The sequence below is a fragment of the Variovorax paradoxus genome, from assembly GCA_016806145.1.
In the GTDB taxonomy this organism is placed as follows: Bacteria; Pseudomonadota; Gammaproteobacteria; order Burkholderiales; family Burkholderiaceae_C; genus Variovorax.
The window spans coordinates 524,269-544,341 of the sequence record CP063166.1 but is presented as its reverse complement, the minus strand read 5'-3'; the positions used below and the strand labels follow the sequence as shown (position 1 = coordinate 544,341).

Annotated in this window: 22 protein-coding genes; 5 read left to right on the top strand and 17 right to left on the bottom strand. The window is 67.1% G+C overall.

Features of this window, described 5'->3' with window-relative positions:
• The 11 genes from INQ48_02570 to INQ48_02520 form a co-directional block, all read right to left on the bottom strand.
• Positions 1 to 1,563, bottom strand: a complete 1,563-nt coding sequence (locus tag INQ48_02570; GenBank protein QRF58174.1) for a hypothetical protein — start codon at positions 1,561 to 1,563, stop codon at positions 1 to 3.
• Positions 1,564 to 1,724: 161 nt separating this feature from the next.
• Positions 1,725 to 2,039: a 30S ribosomal protein S10 gene (gene rpsJ / locus INQ48_02565; GenBank protein ID QRF58173.1), complete on the bottom strand. Its 315-nt coding sequence runs from the start codon at positions 2,037 to 2,039 to the stop codon at positions 1,725 to 1,727.
• 21 nt (positions 2,040 to 2,060) lie between these two features.
• Positions 2,061 to 3,254, bottom strand: coding sequence for an elongation factor Tu (tuf, locus tag INQ48_02560; GenBank protein QRF58172.1), 1,194 nt, complete (start codon positions 3,252 to 3,254; stop codon positions 2,061 to 2,063).
• Between the two features lie 142 nt (positions 3,255 to 3,396).
• Positions 3,397 to 5,496: an elongation factor G gene (gene fusA / locus INQ48_02555; GenBank protein QRF58171.1), complete on the bottom strand. Its 2,100-nt coding sequence runs from the start codon at positions 5,494 to 5,496 to the stop codon at positions 3,397 to 3,399.
• Positions 5,497 to 5,591: 95 nt separating this feature from the next.
• Positions 5,592 to 6,065: a 30S ribosomal protein S7 gene (gene rpsG / locus INQ48_02550; protein QRF58170.1), complete on the bottom strand. Its 474-nt coding sequence runs from the start codon at positions 6,063 to 6,065 to the stop codon at positions 5,592 to 5,594.
• 155 nt (positions 6,066 to 6,220) lie between these two features.
• The gene (rpsL, locus tag INQ48_02545; protein QRF58169.1) at positions 6,221 to 6,598 is read right to left on the bottom strand and encodes a 30S ribosomal protein S12; all 378 of its coding nucleotides are present in this window, start codon (positions 6,596 to 6,598) and stop codon (positions 6,221 to 6,223) included.
• A gap of 233 nt (positions 6,599 to 6,831) precedes the next feature.
• Complete coding sequence (locus tag INQ48_02540) at positions 6,832 to 8,001, bottom strand: D-alanyl-D-alanine carboxypeptidase (GenBank protein QRF58168.1); 1,170 nt, start codon at positions 7,999 to 8,001, stop codon at positions 6,832 to 6,834.
• 45 nt (positions 8,002 to 8,046) lie between these two features.
• The gene (locus tag INQ48_02535; protein QRF58167.1) at positions 8,047 to 8,685 is read right to left on the bottom strand and encodes an alpha/beta fold hydrolase; all 639 of its coding nucleotides are present in this window, start codon (positions 8,683 to 8,685) and stop codon (positions 8,047 to 8,049) included.
• Positions 8,686 to 8,771: 86 nt separating this feature from the next.
• Positions 8,772 to 9,128, bottom strand: coding sequence for a (2Fe-2S) ferredoxin domain-containing protein (locus tag INQ48_02530; protein QRF58166.1), 357 nt, complete (start codon positions 9,126 to 9,128; stop codon positions 8,772 to 8,774).
• A gap of 51 nt (positions 9,129 to 9,179) precedes the next feature.
• On the bottom strand, positions 9,180 to 10,298 hold the full coding sequence (locus INQ48_02525) for a VanZ family protein (GenBank protein ID QRF58165.1): 1,119 nt from the start codon (positions 10,296 to 10,298) through the stop codon (positions 9,180 to 9,182).
• 5 nt (positions 10,299 to 10,303) lie between these two features.
• Positions 10,304 to 10,732, bottom strand: a complete 429-nt coding sequence (locus INQ48_02520; protein ID QRF58164.1) for a CopD family protein — start codon at positions 10,730 to 10,732, stop codon at positions 10,304 to 10,306.
• 343 nt (positions 10,733 to 11,075) lie between these two features.
• Between INQ48_02520 and hemB the strand changes: the two genes are divergently transcribed.
• Both hemB and INQ48_02510 read left to right on the top strand, forming a co-directional pair.
• The gene (hemB, locus tag INQ48_02515) at positions 11,076 to 12,092 is read left to right on the top strand and encodes a porphobilinogen synthase (GenBank protein ID QRF58163.1); all 1,017 of its coding nucleotides are present in this window, start codon (positions 11,076 to 11,078) and stop codon (positions 12,090 to 12,092) included.
• Positions 12,093 to 12,151: 59 nt separating this feature from the next.
• A complete protein-coding gene (locus INQ48_02510; GenBank protein ID QRF58162.1) occupies positions 12,152 to 13,339 on the top strand; it encodes a magnesium transporter CorA family protein in 1,188 nt (395 codons plus the stop codon).
• A gap of 100 nt (positions 13,340 to 13,439) precedes the next feature.
• Here the strand turns inward: INQ48_02510 and INQ48_02505 are convergent, their stop codons facing one another.
• Positions 13,440 to 13,808, bottom strand: coding sequence for a DUF4148 domain-containing protein (locus INQ48_02505; protein ID QRF58161.1), 369 nt, complete (start codon positions 13,806 to 13,808; stop codon positions 13,440 to 13,442).
• A 206-nt stretch (positions 13,809 to 14,014) separates the two neighbouring features.
• Positions 14,015 to 14,389: an alpha/beta hydrolase gene (locus INQ48_02500; protein ID QRF58160.1), complete on the bottom strand. Its 375-nt coding sequence runs from the start codon at positions 14,387 to 14,389 to the stop codon at positions 14,015 to 14,017.
• Positions 14,390 to 14,505: 116 nt separating this feature from the next.
• Between INQ48_02500 and INQ48_02495 the strand changes: the two genes are divergently transcribed.
• Positions 14,506 to 15,408, top strand: coding sequence for a LysR family transcriptional regulator (locus INQ48_02495; protein ID QRF58159.1), 903 nt, complete (start codon positions 14,506 to 14,508; stop codon positions 15,406 to 15,408).
• Between the two features lie 45 nt (positions 15,409 to 15,453).
• On the opposite strand, the gene INQ48_02490 is transcribed toward INQ48_02495, so the two are convergent.
• Together INQ48_02490 and INQ48_02485 are read right to left on the bottom strand one after the other, a co-directional pair.
• Positions 15,454 to 16,137 carry a dienelactone hydrolase family protein gene (locus INQ48_02490; protein QRF58158.1) on the bottom strand — a complete coding sequence of 228 codons (684 nt, stop codon included), beginning with the start codon at positions 16,135 to 16,137 and terminating at the stop codon, positions 15,454 to 15,456.
• 77 nt (positions 16,138 to 16,214) lie between these two features.
• Positions 16,215 to 16,826 (bottom strand): 2-hydroxychromene-2-carboxylate isomerase, encoded by a 612-nt coding sequence (locus INQ48_02485; GenBank protein QRF58157.1) that lies wholly within the window; start codon positions 16,824 to 16,826, stop codon positions 16,215 to 16,217.
• A 139-nt stretch (positions 16,827 to 16,965) separates the two neighbouring features.
• On the opposite strand from INQ48_02485, the gene INQ48_02480 reads away from it, so the two are divergent.
• Positions 16,966 to 17,715 (top strand): SDR family oxidoreductase, encoded by a 750-nt coding sequence (locus tag INQ48_02480; GenBank protein QRF58156.1) that lies wholly within the window; start codon positions 16,966 to 16,968, stop codon positions 17,713 to 17,715.
• Positions 17,716 to 17,726: 11 nt separating this feature from the next.
• The gene (locus tag INQ48_02475) at positions 17,727 to 18,362 is read left to right on the top strand and encodes an NAAT family transporter (GenBank protein QRF60578.1); all 636 of its coding nucleotides are present in this window, start codon (positions 17,727 to 17,729) and stop codon (positions 18,360 to 18,362) included.
• 9 nt (positions 18,363 to 18,371) lie between these two features.
• On the opposite strand, the gene INQ48_02470 is transcribed toward INQ48_02475, so the two are convergent.
• Both INQ48_02470 and INQ48_02465 read right to left on the bottom strand, forming a co-directional pair.
• Positions 18,372 to 18,833, bottom strand: coding sequence for an EVE domain-containing protein (locus tag INQ48_02470; GenBank protein ID QRF58155.1), 462 nt, complete (start codon positions 18,831 to 18,833; stop codon positions 18,372 to 18,374).
• 72 nt (positions 18,834 to 18,905) lie between these two features.
• Positions 18,906 to 20,066 (bottom strand): ABC transporter substrate-binding protein, encoded by a 1,161-nt coding sequence (locus INQ48_02465; GenBank protein ID QRF58154.1) that lies wholly within the window; start codon positions 20,064 to 20,066, stop codon positions 18,906 to 18,908.
• Between the last annotated feature and the right edge of the window lie 7 nt (positions 20,067 to 20,073).

The following is a 20,073-nucleotide window of genomic DNA, read 5'->3' as shown; positions in this document are numbered from 1 at the left end:
TTACTGGATCGAGACGCTGATGCAGTTCGCGCCCGAACTGTTGAGATCGGTGACCGCCAGCACGTACTCGCCGGCCGGCAGGCTGAGCTTGTTGCCCGAGCGCGGGATCTGGCCGGCGCGAAACACGGCGAAGTCGGGGTTCACGGGTGCTGCCGCCGCCACCGAGATCTGGTAGTCGCGCGTCGTCGGCGCCACGAAGCGCAGGTAGGCGTAGTTGCCCAGCTTGTTGCCACCGCCCGCGACGTTCGTGACGCACGTGGAGGTGGGCACGCCTACCGTCGCGCTGCCGTACATGGGCAGCGATATCGGCACATTGCCGGCGTTGGTCTCGGCTGCGCCGAAGGGATCGTTGCCGCCGGCGCTGATGTTCTGCGCGCTCAACAGGCCCGCCAATGCCGACGCGCTGCCGGGCGCCACGGCATTCAGGGCCGCGGTGAACGGATGGATCGAGGTCACGGCGGCGCCGCCCCGGAACTGCGCGCTGGTCATCGCATCGTGGATCGGCTTGAAGCCCACCTGCTGGTTGAGGTTCCAGAAGATCGAGTGGATCGAACGCTCGCGGAACCAGCCAGGATTGGTGCTCGGCCCCACGGTCAGGTTGACCGACACGCTGACGTCGGTGGCGACCTGCCCTTCGCCGCGCGAATCGACGTAGTTGCTGCGGCCGAGCGCGATGCCCGACCAGCCGTTGCCCCAGCCTTCGGAGAAGGCCACGCGGCGATCGAGCCGGTCGCTCAGGTCGTGCGACCCGCCGACCGAGTCGTCCCGGCTGAACGAGGACTGGTAGTAGTGGCCCCATTCGTGCGCAACCACCGGCGCATCGAATTCGTCGGTGTCCACGTTCTCCTTGCCGAGCACGTAGATCTCGCGGCCGGTGCTGCGGTTGGTGAAGAAGGTGTTGCCGATCTGCCCGAGCGCGAGGCTGCCGCTGGTCGGCACGTTGTTCGGGCTCCAGAACACCTTGAGCGGCGGGAAGGTGGTCGCGGGCGCCACCGACAGCACCTTCAGCATCGAGGTGTAGACCGTATCGAGCACCGCGAACGGCGCCGACACGCGGCGCCCGGTGTAGCTCGAGCCGCCCCATCCCGAATCGGCGCGCAGGTCGCGCGTCAGCGCGACCGAACCCGTCGCGAAGGCCGCCGACTGCATCGAATAGAGCGGCGTGTTGGCGCCGGTGTTGTCGCGCACGCTGACGTCCCAGGCGGAGGTCTGGATCTGGGCGCGCACGCGGACGATGACCGTGCTGTTCGCCGGCACCGACACCGAGTAGTTGCCGTTGCCGTCGGTGGCCGTCACCGCGATCTGGTTCGACAGGGCATCGAGCACCTCGACGAAGGCCCCGCGCACCGGCTTCGCGACGGTGGCCGAATAGACCAGCGGGCCGCTGTTGTTGGGCACCGAGTCGTAGGTGGCCTTGCCGCTGAGAGTGACCCCACCGATTACCGGGGGCGGAAAACCGATCGGGATTCCACCGCCGCCACCGCCGCCGCCTCCACCGCAACCTGCGAGGAGTGCCGCGGCAATCAGCGCCGAACCGATACCAGAAAGAATCCTGTGGCTCATAGCTTGTGCTGCCCTCATTCAGCTCCGGCCAGCGTCGCGCGGCCGGTGGTGCGCGAGGATGCCACAGACGACGCGCAAATGACAAAGGCCCGTTCACATTTCTGCGAACGGGCCTCGAAGCGACGCCGCGCACGAAGCGCGGGCGGGCTCGTGTTGCGTGCTTACTGCAGCTTGATCTCGACGTCGACGCCGGCCGGCAGGTCGAGCTTCATCAGCGCGTCCACGGTCTTGTCGGTGGGGTCGACGATGTCCATCAGGCGTTGGTGCGTGCGGATCTCGAGCTGGTCGCGGCTGGTCTTGTTGACGTGCGGCGAGCGCAGGATGTCGAAACGCTTCAGGCGGGTCGGCAGGGGCACCGGGCCCTTGACGATCGCGCCGGTGCGCTTCGCGGTGTCAACGATCTCGGCGGCCGATTGGTCGATCAGCTTGTAGTCGAACGCCTTCAGGCGGATGCGGATTTTTTGCTTGGTTGCCATGGTGATTCCTTTGCGTTCGGCTTAGATGTCGAGGATCTTGGCCACGACGCCCGAACCCACGGTACGGCCGCCTTCGCGGATGGCGAAGCGCAGGCCTTCTTCCATCGCGATCGGGTTGATCAGCTTCACGGTGATGCTGACGTTGTCGCCAGGCATGACCATTTCCTTGTCCTTCGGCAGCTCGATCGCGCCGGTCACGTCCGTCGTGCGGAAGTAGAACTGCGGGCGATAGTTGTTAAAGAACGGCGTGTGACGGCCGCCTTCGTCCTTCGACAGCACGTACACCTCGGCGGTGAAGTGCGTGTGCGGCTTGATCGAACCAGGCTTGCACAGCACTTGGCCGCGCTCGACTTCTTCGCGCTTCGTGCCGCGCAGCAGCACGCCCACGTTGTCGCCGGCTTGACCTTGGTCCAGCAGCTTGCGGAACATTTCCACGCCGGTGCAGGTGGTCTTGACCGTCGGGCGGATGCCCACGATTTCGATTTCTTCACCGACCTTGATCACGCCGCGCTCGACGGCGCCGGTCACCACGGTGCCGCGACCCGAGATCGAGAACACGTCTTCCACGGGCATCAGGAACGTGCCGTCCACGGCGCGCTCGGGCGTCGGGATGTACGTGTCCAGGGCTTCGGCCAGCTTCATGATCGCACCTTCGCCGAGTTCGCCCTTGTCGCCTTCCAGGGCCAGCTTCGCCGAGCCGTGGATGATCGGGGTGTCGTCGCCGGGGAATTCGTACTTGTCGAGGAGTTCGCGAACTTCCATTTCGACCAGCTCGAGCAGTTCCTTGTCGTCGACCATGTCGCACTTGTTCAGGAACACGATGATGTAGCCCACGCCCACCTGGCGAGCCAGCAGGATGTGCTCACGCGTCTGGGGCATCGGGCCGTCGGCGGCCGAGCACACCAGGATCGCGCCGTCCATCTGGGCAGCGCCGGTGATCATGTTCTTCACGTAGTCGGCGTGGCCGGGGCAGTCGACGTGTGCGTAGTGGCGGTTGGCCGTTTCGTACTCGACGTGCGCGGTGTTGATCGTGATGCCGCGGGCCTTTTCTTCGGGCGCAGCGTCGATCTGGTCGTAGGCCTTCGCTTCGCCGCCGAACTTCGACGACAGCACCGTCGCGATCGCGGCCGTCAGCGTCGTCTTGCCATGGTCAACGTGACCGATCGTGCCCACGTTCACGTGCGGCTTCGTGCGGGTGAATTTACCTTTTGCCATTTTTCAATCCTTGAAAGAGCAGTCCCGTGTATTGGTTTTATGTCTGCATCCGATTGCTGGATCGCCTCGCACGGGAACGAGACGGCACCGGATCGCAGACAAGAAGGGCCGCGCACTGCGCGGCCCTGCATTCCTGAAACGCTTACTTCGCGCGGGCAGCCACGATGGCTTCGGCGACGTTACGCGGAGCTTCGGCGTAGTGCTTGAACTCCATCGTGTACGTGGCACGGCCTTGCGACATCGAGCGCAGCGTGGTCGAGTAGCCGAACATTTCCGACAGCGGCACTTCGGCCTTGATGGCCTTGCCGCCACCGACCATGTCGTCCATGCCCTGCACCATGCCGCGGCGGGACGACAGGTCGCCCATCACGTTGCCGGCGTAGTCTTCGGGCGTCTCGACTTCCACGGCCATCATCGGCTCGAGGATCACGGGGTTGGCCTTGCGGGCACCTTCCTTGAAACCGAAGATCGCGGCCATCTTGAACGCCATTTCGTTCGAGTCCACGTCGTGGTACGAACCGAAGTGCAGCGTGACCTTGACGTCCACGACGGGGTAGCCCGCCAGCACGCCTTGCGTCAGCGCTTCCACGACGCCCTTTTCCACCGCGGGGATGTATTCGCGAGGAACCACACCGCCCTTGATGGCGTCGACGAACTCGAAGCCCTTGCCGGCTTCCTGGGGTTCGATCTTCAGCACGACGTGGCCGTACTGGCCCTTGCCGCCCGACTGGCGAACGAACTTGCCTTCGGCTTCTTCGACGGTCTTGCGGATCGTTTCGCGGTAGGCCACCTGCGGCTTGCCCACGTTGGCTTCCACGCCGAATTCGCGCTTCATGCGGTCCACGATGATTTCGAGGTGGAGCTCGCCCATGCCCGAAATGATGGTCTGGCCCGATTCCTCGTCGGTCTTGACGCGGAACGACGGGTCTTCCTGCGCGAGACGCTGCAGGGCGATGCCCATCTTTTCCTGGTCGGCCTTGGTCTTGGGCTCGACGGCCTGCGAGATCACCGATTCCGGGAACACCATGCGCTCGAGGGTCACGACCGAATCCGGATCGCACAGCGTCTCGCCGGTGGTCACTTCCTTCAGGCCCACGCAGGCGGCGATGTCGCCGGCGCGGATTTCGCTGACTTCCTCGCGGTTGTTCGCGTGCATCTGAACGATACGGCCGATGCGTTCCTTCTTGCCGCGCACCGGGTTGTAGACGCTGTCGCCCTTCGAGAGCACGCCCGAATAGACGCGCACGAAGGTCAGCTGGCCCACGAACGGGTCGGTCATCAGCTTGAATGCGAGCGCCGAGAACTTCTCCTCGTCGTCGGCCTGGCGCACCACCGGTGCTTCGTTCTCGTCGGTGCCGGCGACCGGGGGGATGTCCGTCGGAGCGGGCATGTACTCGATCACGGCGTCGAGCATCGCCTGCACGCCCTTATTCTTGAAGGCCGAGCCGCACAGCATCGGCTGGATCTCGCCGGCGATGGTGCGCTGGCGCAGGGCCTTCTTGATTTCCTCTTCGGAGAGCTTCTCGCCTTCGAGGTACTTGTTCATGAGCTCTTCGCTCGCTTCGGCGGCCGCTTCGACCAGCTTCTCGTGGTACTCGTTGCAGACGTCGACCAGGTCGGCCGGGATCTCACCGTAGGTGAAGGTCACGCCCTTGTCCTCGTCCCAGATGATGGCCTTCATCTTCACGAGGTCGACGATGCCCTGGAACTTGTCTTCGGCGCCGATCGGGATCTGGATCACGACGGGGTTGGCCTTCAGGCGGTCGATCATCATCTGGCGAACGCGCAGGAAGTTCGCGCCGGTGCGGTCCATCTTGTTGACGAACGCGAGGCGGGGAACCTTGTACTTGTTGGCCTGGCGCCAGACGGTTTCCGACTGGGGCTGCACGCCGCCGACGGCGTCATAGACCATCACGGCGCCGTCCAGCACGCGCATCGAACGCTCCACCTCGATGGTGAAGTCCACGTGACCGGGGGTGTCGATGATGTTGATGCGGTGCTCGGCGAAATTCTGGGCCATGCCCTTCCAGAAGCAGGTCGTGGCAGCCGAGGTGATCGTGATGCCGCGCTCTTGTTCCTGCTCCATCCAGTCCATCGTGGCGGCACCGTCGTGCACTTCACCGATCTTGTGGTTCACACCGGTGTAGAACAGGATACGTTCCGTCGTCGTGGTCTTGCCAGCGTCGATGTGCGCGGAGATGCCGATGTTGCGGTAGCGCTCGATGGGGGTCTTGCGGGACATGATTTACTTTCGGGTTGAAATGCGTTGAGCGCTGGGCCCCGGGGCGGGCTATACGCCCGACACCCGACACCCAACGCCCAAGCGAAGTTTGGTTTTTAGAAGCGGAAGTGGCTGAACGCCCGGTTGGCTTCCGCCATGCGGTGCACTTCGTCGCGCTTCTTCATCGCGCCGCCACGGCCTTCCGTGGCTTCCATCAGTTCGTTGGCCAGACGCAGGGCCATCGACTTCTCGCCGCGCTTGCGGGCGGCTTCCTTGATCCAGCGCATCGACAGGGCGAGGCGGCGGACGGGGCGGACTTCGACCGGCACTTGATAGTTCGCACCGCCGACGCGGCGCGACTTCACTTCGACCATCGGCTTCACGTTGTTGATGGCAACGGTGAACGCTTCGAGGGGGTCCTTGTCCGGGTTCTTCTTCTCGATGAAGTCGAGCGCGCCATAAATGATGCGCTCGGCAACAGCCTTCTTGCCGCCTTCCATGATCACGTTCATGAACTTCGACAGCTCGACATTGCCGTACTTGGGATCCGGCAGGATTTCACGTTTGGGGACTTCGCGACGACGTGGCATTTTCTTAACCTCTTTGCTTCAGTTGGCACCGCTTCCGGCACCGCGAGAGTCGACTCGGACCCTCACTTACTCGACCCAACTTCGGGTCACTACGCTCGACATGCCCGCCAAGGCACTCGAACACCGATGAAACAACTACCGAAAGAAGAACCCGATCAGGCCTTCTTGGGACGCTTCGCGCCGTACTTGGAACGCGACTGCTTGCGGTCTTTCACGCCTTGCAGGTCGAGCGAACCGCGCACGATGTGGTAACGCACACCGGGCAAGTCCTTGACACGACCGCCGCGAACCAGCACGACGCTGTGTTCCTGCAGGTTGTGGCCTTCGCCGCCGATGTAGGAAATGACTTCGAAGCCGTTGGTCAGGCGGACCTTGGCAACCTTACGAAGTGCCGAGTTCGGCTTCTTGGGGGTCGTGGTGTAGACCCGGGTGCAGACACCGCGACGTTGCGGCGAGTTCTGCATGGCAGGGCTCTTGGACTTGATCTTTTCGACCGTCCGGCCCTGACGCACCAGTTGATTGATGGTTGGCATGAATGAATTAGTCCCAAAACGAGAAATACCCCGGTGGTGCCTTGCGGCGCCCTGGTCTGGTCGTGACCCAGGAATCCAGGAACCGGGAGATGACGCAAACGTGAATCCCTTCGGAATTTTCCGAAAAGCCCACGAGTATAGCAGCGGGCTCGTGAAACGGCAAAGTCAGGCGGCTTTGGAGGCCTTCCGACCCCTGCCGCCGGCCTGAAAGCGCCGGCTCCCTGCCCCGCCGATCACTTGATCCAGAGCCGGACGGCGTCCCAGGCGCGACCCAGCATGCCGGCCTGTTCGACCGGCTCCAGCGCCACCAGCGGCACCTCGGCCACGGGCTGGTCGTCGAGCGTGACCTTGAGCGTGCCCACGGGCTGGTACTTGGTGAACGGCGCCACCAGCGGGTCGGGGCGCGCGATCTGGGTCTTGAGCTTGCTGGCGCTGCCCGCGGGCACGGCGACCACGATCGGCTCGGGACGGCCGAGCTTGAGCACGTTCTGCTTGCCCTTCCAGACCGCCGGCGTGGCCGCGGGCTGGCCGCCGTCGAACAGGCGCACGGCGTCGTAGGCGGTGTAGCCCCAGTTCAGCAGCTTCTGCGATTCGTTGGCGCGCACGGTTTCGCCCGAGGTGCCGAGCACGATCGACAGCAGGCGGCGGCCGCCGGTCAGGTTCGGGAAGTCGCGCTTGGCGGTGGCGATCATGCAGTAGCCGGCCGCCTCGGTATGGCCGGTCTTCAGGCCGTCCACGGTCGGGTCGCGGAACAGCAGCAGGTTGCGATTGGTGTCGTTGGTCGAGGGCGTGCCCGGGTAGCGGTACTTCTTGATCGCGTAGTACTTGGCTTCCTCGGGGAAGTCGCGCACCAGGCGAGTCGCCAGGATGCTGAGGTCGCGCGCGGTGGTGGTGTGGCCGGGCGCGGTCAGGCCCTCGGGATTCTTGTAGGTGGTGTTCTTCATGCCCAGCACCTTGGCCTGGGCGTTCATCAGCTCGACGAAGTGCTCGACCGTGCCGCCCACGCCCTCGGCCAGCGCCACGGTGGCGTCGTTGCCCGACTGGACGATCAGGCCCTTGATCAGGTCTTCCACCGGCACCTGCATCTTCGGGTCGATGAACATGCGCGAGCCGGGCATCTTCCAGGCACGCGGGCTGACCGGCAGGGTCTGCGTCAGGGTGATCTTCTTGGCGCGCAGCGCGTCGAACACGATGTAGGCCGACATCAGCTTGGTCAGCGACGCGGGCTCGACCGGGCTGTCGATGTCCTTCTGCGCCAGGATCTGGTTGGCCGTCACGTCGAGCAGCAGGTAGCTGCGCGCGGCGATCTCGGGCGGTGCCGGCACCTGGGCGGCGGCGATCAGGCAGACGGAAGCGGCGGCGGCGAGCAACAGCGCGCGGGCACCGTGGAAGAAGCGATTCATGGGAGCGATGGGAAAGAAACGAAGACGTGCCTGCAAGCCAGGCTTTCAGGCGGCCGGGTTGTCCGCGCGCAGATGGCGCGCGACCAGGCTCTTGAGCAGCGGCAATTGTCCGTGAAAGAAATGGCCGCCCCCGGGGACGACTGTGACAGGAAGTGACTGCGGCCGCGCCCAGTCCATGACCGCCGACAGCGCCACCGTGTCGTCGGACTCGCCGTGGACCACCAGCGTGCGCTCGTGGGCCTCGGGCGGCAGCACGGCCACCGTGTTGCGCGCGGCTGCCGTGCCGACGAGCACGATCTGCCGCACGTCGCGCGCGGCCCAGAGCCTCTCGACCGCGCCGCTCGCGACGAAAGCGCCGAAGGAGAAGCCGGCGATCGCCAATGGGCCCTCGGGCGCGAGCTGGCCGACGACGTTCAGCATGTCGTCGAGCTCGCCGCGGCCCTCGTCGTGCACGCCTTCGCTCGCGCCGACGCCGCGGAAGTTGAAGCGCACCGCGGTCCAGCCGCAGGCGATGAAGGCACGCGCCAGGGTCTGCACCACCTTGTTGTCCATGGTGCCGCCGAACAGCGGATGGGGATGGGCGATGACGGCGATGCCGCGCGCGGCATCGGCCGGCTGGTCGCGCTGCACCTCGATGACGCCGGCGGCGCCCTGGAGGCTGATCTTTTCGGTCTGGGAATTCATGAGGCTCGGATGGGAACGGGCCGGCAGGCCGACGGTGGAGGGGTGCCTGCGGCGAGCACGGTACGAGCGCAGGCCCGACTGAAAGTTCAGCGCCCGACGTCGAGCGGCAGCAGCAGGCGCTCGACGATCTCGCCCTTCTTCAGGTGCGAGTCGACGATCTCGTCGATGTCGTCGGCATCGACGAAGGTGTACCAGACCGCCTCGGGATAGACCACGGCGACCGGCCCGCCGGCGCAGCGGTCGAGGCAGCCGGCCTTGTTGACGCGCACCTTGCCGGGCCCCGAGAGCCCCTCTTCCTTGACCCTGGCCTTGCAGCGGTCGAAGCCCTGCTGGGCGTTGTGCATGGCACAGGAATCCTCGCCGTTCTTGCGTTCGTTGAGGCAGAAGAAGATGTGGCGGCCGTAATAGCCCGAAGGCACGGCGGAGCTGGCGGGGGTGGGCATCGGCGGATTCTAGGACCGCCGTCCGCGTAGCCGGCGCGTATACCCGGCGCTTCAGGCGGCCGGCGGCCGGCTGCGCCGCGACAGCAGGAAGATCACGTAGGCCAGCACACCGAAGGGCCAGAGCCAGCCCAGCCACTGGGCCAGCCCGTGGAAGCGGATGAAGCGCCCCTGCTCCCAGGTCGCCAGCGTCTGCGCGAAATAGGCGCTCTCGGGCGCCTGGTTCAGCAGGCTCAGCTGCAGCACCAGCGCCACCAGCAACAGCGCGCCGCAGAGGCGCCGCGGCGCGAACAGCAGCGCCAACGCCGCGAACAGCGCCGCCGCGATGCCGACCTGCGCCGGCAGCCCGAGCCAGGCCCAGGCGTGGTCGGGACCGTAGCTCAGCGCCGCCGACAGCCCCGAGGCCACCACGCCCGTCAGCAGGATCAGCGGCAGCAGCACCGCGCGCTGCACCACGGTGCGCGCCACGAGGTAGCCCAGCAGGCAGGGCACCAGCGCGCCCAGCATCACGCACAGCAGCTCGACCGCCGGCACCAGCGGCTCGAGCTCGAACTGGCGCACCGGCAGCCAGTCGATGAACGGGGTGTCGAGCAGCCACTCGGAGATCGCCGCCTCGAGCCGCTCGAACACCTGGCCCAGCCCGAAGGTCACGGCGGCCGGGAACAGCAGCGCGAACGGCCACAGCGCCAGCAGCACCAGTGCGCCGCGCGCCTCGTCGACGAACCACTGCGCGCGGGCCCGCCCCCAGTGGGCGACCGCGCCGAAGCGCTCGAGCGCCACCGCCAGCACCGCGCCCAGCAGCGCGCCGGTGCTGTTCAGGCCCAGGTCGACGTTCGAGGGGATGCGCACCGGCAGGTAGCTCTGCAGCGTCTCCATCGCGAAGGACACCGCCACGCCCGCCAGCGTGGCGCGCAGCACCGCGCGGCCGCTGCTCGCGGTGCTGCGGGTGCGCAGCACCGACAGCGCGCAGAGGAAACCGAAGGGCACGTAGCCCGCGACATTGACCGCGAAGTCGAAGCCGGTCCAGTACTTGGGCCAGGGCGCCCACAGGTAGGCCCAGGGCGCGATGCCCTGGTCGCGCCAGTCCGCGAACGGATAGAGGCTGGCATAGACGATCAGCGCCGCATAGGCCAGCGCAAGGGGCAGCGCGGCGGACTTGTGCTGCGTCGCCACCGCCGTCAGAAGGGCTTGACCACGACCAGGATCACGATCGCCAGCAGCAGCAGCACCGGCAGCTCGTTGAACCAGCGGTACCAGCCGTGGTTGCGCCGGTTCTCGCCGGCAACGAAGCGGCGCAGCAGCACCGCGCAGCCGTGGTGATAGCCGATCGCCACCAGCACCAGCGCCAGCTTGGCGTGCATCCAGCCGTTGCCCGGGCCGCGCCCGATGCCGTAGCCCAGCCACAGCCAGAGACCGAAACCCAGCGCCGGCACGGCCAGCAAGGTGGTGAAGCGCAGCAGCTTGCGCGCCATCAGCAGCAGGCGCTCGCGCTCGGCGACCGAGTCGCTCGGCACCATCGCGAGGTTGACGAAGATCCGGGGGAGGTAGAACAGGCCGGCGAACCAGCTGGCGATGAAGACGATGTGGAAGGACTTGACCCAGAGCATGGCGGTCAGTTTAGTGGCCGGCCCCCGGCGCATGCACCCGCTTTCATCGGCCCCCACGAAAGCGACGGACAAAAAAAAGCCCGACGTCTTCACGTCGGGCTGGGAAGCCCTTTTGCTGTCACACATCAAGGCACCCGCTCAGGGAGGAAAAGCGGGGGACGGCAAGCCGTCCGGGGCAGAATTTAACAAAGACGAAACAAGGTTTCAAGCGACTGCTGCGCTTTAATTAACAATCTAGGGTAAAAATTTACTACTTTGGCACTACTAAATTCCGTGGTTGTCAGACAACTCAGCGCAACCGCGCCAAAAGTTCGGGAACTTTAGTTCGGGCACAATTTTCCGCATGAGCTCCTCCCTTTCCTCCTTCGCCGCCTTCCCCGCCGGGCGTCCGCGCCGCCTTCGCCGCGACGCCTTCACGCGCAACCTGGTGCGGGAAAACGCTCTGACCGCGCACGACCTGATCTACCCGGTGTTCGTGCAGGAGGGCAGCGGCCGGCGTGACGCGGTGGCGTCGATGCCCGGCGTGGAGCGCCTGAGCCTCGACCTGCTGCTGCCGGTGGCCGAGCAGTGCGTGGCGGCCGGCATCCCGGTGATGGCGCTGTTCCCGGTGATCGACGCGAGCCTCAAGACGCCGGCCGGCGACGAGGCCTTCAATCCCGACGGCCTGATCCCGCGCGTGGTGGCGGCGCTCAAGTCGCGCTTTCCCGAACTGGGCGTGATGACCGACGTCGCGCTCGACCCCTACACCAGCCACGGCCAGGACGGCCTGCTCGACGACAGCGGCTACATCCTCAACGACCCGACCGTCGAGGTGCTGGTGAAGCAGGCGCTCACACAGTCGCAAGCCGGCGTGGACATCGTGGCGCCCAGCGACATGATGGACGGGCGCATCGGCGCGATCCGCCAGGCGCTCGAAGCGCGCGGCGACGTGCACACGCGGATCATGGCCTACAGCGCCAAGTACGCGAGCGCCTTCTACGGCCCGTTCCGCGATGCCGTCGGCTCGGCCGCCAACCTCGGCAAGAGCAACAAGAAGGTCTACCAGATGGACCCGGGCAACAGCGACGAGGCGCTGCGCGAAGTGGCGATCGATATCGCCGAGGGCGCCGACATGGTGATGGTGAAGCCCGGCATGCCCTACCTGGACATCGTGCGCCGCGTGAAGGACGAGTTCCGCGTGCCGACCTTCGCCTACCAGGTCAGCGGCGAGTACGCGATGCTCAAGGCCGCGGCCCAGAACGGCTGGCTCGACCACGACGCCGTGGTGCTCGAGAGCCTGCTGGCCTTCAAGCGCGCGGGCGCCGACGGCATCCTCACCTACTTCGCGCTCGACGCCGCCCGCCTGCTACAAACTAAGTAGCACAATGGGTCCGCCCGGCCTTCGGTCCGGGCCATCTTGAGCAAGCACGGGGGCGCGCGATGCGAATCTTCGAAATCAACACCTCGCAGGTCAGTGAGCATGCCGCGCTGGCGCCGCTGGCCCTGCCCGGCTCCTGCAGCGCCGCCAGCTATCTCTGGATCTCGCTCACGCGCGACGAATTCCGCGCCTCGCTGCCCGAGGTGCAGCAGATCCTGCAGACGCTGTGCCAGACCCAGTTGGTCGACCTGCACGTGGCCGACCTGCTGAACGACCAGCTGCCCTCGCACAGCGACTACACCTCGCAGTACGACGTGCTGGTGTTCCGCCGGCTCGCGAGCGGCAACGGCCAGCCGGCGCCGACCGCCGCACCCGCTGCCGCCGCACCCGCTGCCGCCGCACCCGCTGCCGCCGCACCCACGCCCCCGGCCCCGCGCCCGCGCGGCGGCCCGCCCGTGCTGCGCCGCATCGACACCCGCCCGGTCGGCTTCGCCGTGTTCGACCGCGTGCTGCTGTCGGTGCATCCCGAAGACGGCGCGGTGCGCGACGTCTTCGCCGCGCGCCTGCTGGCGGCCGCCGCGCCCGGCGACCGCGGCACGCCGGCGCTCGACGTGCGCGCGGTCACGAACCGCGTGCCCACCAGCCCGGCCGACCTGATGCTGCGCGTCATCAACCAGATCGTCGACGGCTACCTCGACCTGCGGCGCGAGCTCACGAAGCAGCTCGACCACTGGCAGGCCGAGCTCATCGACCCGCGCAGCCGCTTCACCAACTGGGGCGCGCTGATGGAGTCGCGCCAGTCGCTGCACCACCTCGACGAGATCTGCGAGGACCAGCGCGCCGCCATGCAGGACTGGCTCGACAACCTCGAGACCCTGCCGCCGCCGAGGGACGCGGCCGAGGGGCGCGAGCGCGAACTGGTGATGATCCGCAGCCGCGACGTGCTCGAGCACATCGAGCGCGTGGTGCACCACGTGCGCCGGCTCGAGCAGAACGCCGAGACCGCGGTGCAGATGCATTTCAGCGTGCAGGGCCACCGGGCCAACGACATCATGCGGGTGCTGACGGTGCTCACCGCCGTGTTCCTGCCGCTGAACCTCATCGCCGGCATCTTCGGCATGAACTTCGAGTTCATCCCGCTGGTGCACAAGGCCGACGGCTTCTGGATCGCCATGGGCTCGATGCTCGCGATCGCGGTGCTGCTGGTGCTGATCTTCTGGCGCAAGCGCTATCTCGCGCGCACGCGCTGAACGAGCGCGCATGAAAAAAAGCCACGCGGAGCGATCTCCGCGTGGCTTTTTTTCGTCCGGATGCGAACGGCCCGAAGGCCGCCCGGTGCCGTGCGACAGCTTACTTGGCGGTGGCGCCGGTGCCTTGCTGGGCCTGGACGCGTGCGTCGAGCGGGTGCTGCATGGTCGAGATGACCTTGCTGTTCACGCGCGAACCCGAGGTCACGTTCTGGTCGGGAGCGGCAGCGGTGCGGATCGCTTCGGCTTCGACCAGGGCGCGGTCCTTCGACACGGCGACCGTTTCCGGGCCGCGCGAGCCGCGGGTCACGTTCTGGTTCGGAGCGGCGGCGGCGCGCACGGCTTCGGTGTTGACTTCGTCGCGGCTCTTGCTCGAGACGGCCTGGGTCACGCCTTCATAGGTCTCGGCTTGGGCGCCCATGGCGGCAACCAGGGTCAGAGCGGCGGCGGCGATGATGTGCGAGGTCTTCATTTCGTTGGTCCTTGATACGGTACGTCGGAGGGTTTAGCCACCAGGCGTGCACGGATCGGCTCGCCTGTGCGGCGAGTTTCAAGGCGAAATCCCTCGGGAAAACACCCGGTTCAGAGACACGGTGTTTCCGCTATTGAAACAATGTCAGGTCGACCGTTCAGTCATTAACCTCGGTGCGCGGCGCGCCATTCGGCCGCGTCGGATGCTCAGCGCGCGGTGCGCGGCGTGCCCGGCACGGCCTTGATCTGCGGCGGGATCTCGCTGTTGACGAAGGCGCGGCGGTCGAGGTTCAGGCTCGGGTCGTGCGAGGTCGCTACCGCCTCGGCGCGCACCGCCGCGCGGTCGCGCCCGCCGGTGCGCGGCGCGGCGAGCGGCGGCTCGGCCTCCACGTCGCCATACACATTGCCGGCGCGCGCGGCCGCGGCGGCTTCGGCGGCCAGCGCGGCGCGGTCGGCGCCGGGCCCCATCGGCCGGATCGGATCGAAGGCCTGGGCCAGCGCCGCGCCGGCCGGCAGCCACAGGGCCGCCAGTGCCAGCAGCCACGGCGCGAGGGCCGCATGAAATCGAAAAGTGCGTGTCATCGAATGCATCCTCTGCCTGCTTGCGAGTCGCGGCGCGTCACGAAAGTGCCGCGCGGCCTTGCTAAGAAAAACCCTTGAGAATCGCGCCATCGCCCAGCGCTACCGGCACGACATCCATGGACAGCCTCGACCTGATCAGAACCTTTCGCGAAGTCGCGTCGCATGGCAGCTTCTCGCAGGCCGCCAAGCGGCTCGACATGTCCAAGGCCACGGTCAGCAAGTATGTCGCCGAACTCGAAACCCGCTTCGGCGTGCGCCTGCTCAACCGCTCCACGCGCTCGGTGAGCCTGACCGACGCCGGCCAGCTGCTGCTGGAGCGCAGCACGCCGGTGCTCGAGATGGTCGAGCTGACGCAGGCCGAGCTGCAGGAGCGCGCGAGCCAGCCCGGCGGCCGGCTGCGCATCTCGGCGCCGCACGGCATGGGCAACGGCGAATTCCCGAACCTGCTGGCCGACTTCATGCGCTACTACCCCGACGTGCGCATCAGCCTGCAGCTGACCAACCGCACGGTCGATCTCGCCGAGGAAGGTATCGACGTCGACATCCGCAGCGGCCCGGTGGAGGACGCCAACCTGATCATGCGCAAGCTGCGGCTCATGAACATGGTGGTGTGCGCCTCGCCGGTCTACTGGAAGAAGCACGGCAAGCCCGAGCATCCGCGCGACCTGGCCGACCACGAGGCGCTGACCCATTCGCTGCTCGGCGCCCAGCCGGTCTGGCGCTTCGACGTCGGCGGCGAGCCGCTCGACGTGCACGTCAAGAGCCGCATGGACTGCACCGAGGGCGCGCCGCTGATCCGCATCGCGATGCGCGGCTTCGGCGTGATCTACCTGCCATCGATCCTGGTGCAGTCGCACATCGACCAGGGCGAGCTGGTCCCGGTGCTGCAGGACTATGCGCGCAAGGACATGTGGCTGTCGGCCGTCTACCTGCAGCGGCGCCACAACAGCGCCGCGCTGCGCGCGCTGCTCGACTTCCTCGAGACCCGCGTGGGCGACAAGCCCGGCCTCAGGAAATGAAAAAGCCCGGCGGCGCCGGGCTCCCATGCGACGAAGCGAACGTGCTTAGCCGATGTGCTGCGCGAAGAAGGCCAGCACGCGCTCGCGCGCCAGCTTGGCCGCGTCGGCGTCGTACGAACCGCGCTGGTCGCAGTTGAAGCCGTGGCCCACCGGGTACACGTGCACCTCGACCTCGGGATGGGCCTTCTTGAAGCTCTCGATGGTGTCGAGCGGAATCCAGTGGTCCTGGTTGCCGAAGTGGGCCTGCACCGGCACCTTGGGCTGGCGCGCGGTTTCCTCGGGCGAGGTCATGCCGCCGCCGTAGTAGGGTGCGGCGGCCGAGAGGCCGGGCACCAGCGCGGCCGCGCGCCAGGTCAGCAGGCCGCCCCAGCAGTAGCCGACGATGCCGACCTTGCCGGCCTTGGCCGCATAGGCCACGGCGGCCTCGATGTCCTGCAGCACGCCGGGCGCGGGCAGCGCCTCGACGGCCGTCTTGAGGCCGAAGCCCGCCTTCATGTCGTCCTCGCTGTAGCCCAGCTCGACGCCGGGCTTCACGCGGTGGAAGGTCGCGGGCGCGACGGCCAGGTAGCCCTCGGCCGCGTAGCCGTCGGCCACCGAGCGGATGTGCGAGTTGATGCCGAAGATCTCCTGCACCACGACGACGGCGCCGCGCGGCGTGCCGGCGGGTTCGGCCACGTAGGCGGGAAAGCTGAAGCCGTCCTTGGCGGTGAGATCGATGAATTGACCCATGATGTTGCTCCTTTGATGGCAATGGGAAGGATGGAGAGGATGCGTGTCCGGTGCGTGTCCGGTGCGTGCGGCGGCGCTCAGCCCGCCGGCCCCGCGCGCAGCGCGCGTTCGACGAAATCGAGCCGGTCCTGGCCCCAGAAGATCTCGCCATCGATCACGTAGCTCGGCGCGCCGAAGACCTGGATGTCGATGGCTTCCTGCGTGTAGGCCTCGTACTGCTCCTGCACCGCCTGGCTCTGCGCCTGGTCGGCTCGCTTGGCCGGCAGGCCGCATTCGGCCACCAGCGCCTCGAGCACCTTGGGGTCGCCGATGTTGCGCTCCTGCGCCCACACCGCGGCGAACACCGCCGCGCACATGCGCATCGCGGCCTCGCAGCCGTCGTTGAGGTCGACCGCGATGATCAGTCGCGCCGCGTCGTCGCCCGCGACCGGGAAGAACTTCGGCTTCGGATGCAGCGGAATCCCCAGGTGCTTCGAGAAGCGCTCCAGCTCGACCAGCCGGTAGGCCTGCCGCTGCGGCGCGCGCTTGCCCAGCGGCAGCCCGCCCGAGACCGGGAAGATGCTGCCCATGTCCACCGGACGCACGCGCACCGTGGCGCCGGCCGCCGCCGCGATCGCGGCGAAGCGGGCATGGCCCAGGTAGGTCCAGGGGCTTTGGGGGGGGAAGTAGTAGTCGATGGTCTTGCTCATGAATTCGCCTCCGCGCACGAAGCGCCGCCGAAACATCGCGGTACTGCGGGTAAGGCCCGCAACTTGCGAGCCACCCTCGGTGATGTAATCCGGACCGACGGTTTTAACTGACGCGCAGCTTTTGTGCAGGAGATCGGAATTGAACCAGCAGGTGCTCTTGGTCACGGGGGGCGGACGCGGCATCGGCGCCGCCACCGCCTTGCTGGCGGCGCGGCGCGGCTATACCGTGGCGGTCAACTACGCGAGCAACTCGCTCGCTGCCGACGAGGTGGTGCGCGCGATCCGCGCCGCGGGCGGCAAGGCGATCGCGGTGCAGGCCGACGTCGGCGATGAAACACAGGTGATGGCCATGTTCGAGCAGGTCGATGCCAGGCTCGGCCGGCTCACGGCGCTGGTCAACAGCGCCGGCGTGGTCGACGTGCGCGCGCGCGTCGACGAGATGAGCGCGGCGCGGCTGGAACGCATGTTCCGCATCAACGTGATCGGCAGCTTCGTCTGCGCGCGCGAGGCGGTGCGCCGCATGAGCACGCGCCACGGCGGCGCGGGCGGCGCGATCGTCAATCTCTCGAGCGCCGCCTCGCGGCTGGGCTCGCCCGAGCAGTACGTGGACTACGCCGCGAGCAAGGGCGCGATCGACACCTTCACGCTCGGCCTCGCCAAGGAAGTGGCCGACGAGGGCATCCGCGTCAACGCGGTGCGCCCGGGCCTGATCGACACCGAGATCCACGCCTCGGGCGGCATGCCCGATCGCGCCGCGCAGCTCGCGCCCTCGGTGCCGATGAAGCGCACCGGCAGCGCCGAGGAGGTGGCGAACGCGATCGTGTGGCTGCTGTCCGACGAGGCCAGCTACGCCACCATGGCCCTGCTCGACGTCTCGGGAGGACGCTGATGAGCACCTCGATGGACCTGATCAAACCGCTGGTCACCTTGGTGGCGATCGTCAACCCGCTGGCCATCGTGCCCTTCTTCATCCACTACACGCAGGGCTATTCCGACGCGCAGCGCCGCCGCACGGTGCGCATGTCGGCCTTCAGCGCCTTCGTGGTGATCGCGGTCAGCGCGCTGATCGGGCTGCAGCTGCTGTCCTTCTTCGGCATCTCGATCGCGAGCTTCCAGGTCGGCGGCGGCCTGCTGCTCTTGATGAGTTCGCTGTCGATGCTCAACGCGCAGCCGGCCGAGAGCAAGACCAACGTCGAGGAGTTGCGCGCCACCGAGGTCAAGGCCTCGATGGGCGCCTCGATCGCGGTGGTGCCGCTGACCATCCCGCTGCTCACCGGCCCGGCCACCATCTCCACCGTGGTGATCTACGCCGACAAGGCCAAGCACCTGTGGGAGCTCGCGGTGCTCGTGGGCTACGGCGTGGTGGTGGCGCTGGCCACGGCCATCGCCTTCTCGCTCGCGCAGCCGATCGCGCGCGTGCTCGGCAAGACCGGCATCAACATCATGACCCGGCTCATGGGCCTGATCCTCGCGGCGCTGGCGGTCGAGGTGATGACCGACGGCCTGGGCAAGCTGTTCCCGATCCTCGCGAAATGACGAGGGCGCTCAGCCCAGCATCTTCTCGATGATCTTCCAGTGCGCCGGCTCCACCGGCGTGATCGACAGCCGGTTGCCCTTGCGCAGGATCGTGAGCTCGGCCAGCTCGGGCTTGGCGCGCAGCTCGGGCAGTGCCAGCAGGCGCGTCTTGCGCAGCGCCTGCACGTCCACCAGCAGCCAGCGCGGATCGTCCTTCTTCGAGGCCGGGTCGTAGTACGGCGACTTCGGGTCGAACTGCGTGGGATCGGGCTTGATCGCCGAGGCCACGCGCGCCAAGCCGGCGATGCCGGGCTCGGGGCAGCTCGAGTGATAGAACAGCACGCCGTCGCCGACCTTCATGCCGTCGCGCATGAAGTTGCGGGCCTGGTAGTTGCGCACGCCGGTCCACGCCACGGTGGCGTCGGGCGCGGCCAGCGCATCGTCGATCGAGACCTCGTCGGGCTCGGATTTCATCAGCCAGTACTGGGGCATGGCGTTCTCGCGAGGATGGGATGCCGCGCAATATAGCCGCCCACCCCGGCACCCCGGCACCGGGGCGCGGCTTCAGGGCGCCACGTAGTCCGAGACCACCGCCCACTTGCCGTCCTTGATCTGCGACAGCCGCGACTGGTCGTTGCCCAGGCGCTTGGTGGCGGTGTAGGTGCTCTTCGGGCTGCCGAACATGTCGGGCTCGAAGGTGATGCTGTCCATGGCCTTGATGAAGCTGTCGGTCGTGAGGTTCGGGCCGGCCTTCTGCGCCGCCTTGATGAACGAGTCGACGATCACGTAGCCGTAGACCGAGAACACGGTCGGGTCCTCGTTGAACTTGGTCTTGTACTTGTTGGCCCAGAAGCGCAGCGGCTGCGACTGCTCGTCGGTGTAGGGGTTCTGCACCGTCATGGTCGCGTAGATGCCGTCCATGGCCTTGCCGCCGAGCTTGTGGATCAGGTCGGTGTAGGCCGCGCTCGAGCCCAGGAAGGTCGGGTTGAAGCCGGTCTTGCGCGCCTCGCCCACGGTGCCGATGGTCTCGCGGATGATGGTGCCGAGCACCACCAGGTCGCAGTTGGCGGCCTTCATCTTCGCGACCTGCGAGCTGAAGTCGGTGGCGCCGCGCTTGAACGAGGTCTTCTCGGCCAGCTCCATGTTCACGGCCTTGAGCCCGGCCTCGGCGCCGCGCTGCACCTCGAGGCCGAACTCGTCGTCCTGGTAGATGGTGCAGACCTTCTTCGCGCCCTTGTCCTTCACCATCTTCGGCAGCGCCAGTCGGATCTGGTCGTAGTAGGTGGCGGCGAACGAGTACTTGAGGCGGTTGAGCGGCTCGTACATCTCGCGCGCCGCGGTGATCGGCATGTAGTTGACGACGTTCTTGTCGAACTGCACCGGCATCGCCGCCATGTTCTGCGCCGTGCCGATGTGGCCGGCCATGATGAAGATCTTCTCCTGGTTCACCAGCTTCTGCGCCGCCAGCACGGCCTTCTTCGGGTCGTAGCCCGAGTCCTCGACGTAGAGCCTGAGCTTGCGGCCGTTGACGTCGCCCTGCTCGTTGAGCTCGTCCACGCGCAGCTGCATGCCGTTGCGCGCCTGCTTGCCGAAGCCGGCGAGCGGCCCCGAGAGATCCTGGATCGTGCCGATGCGGATCTCGTCCTTGGTCACGCCCTGCTGCGCGGACGCGAGCGTCGCGGCCAGGCCCAGCACGGCCAGCATCGTCGGTGTCTTGAGCTTCATGCGCTTG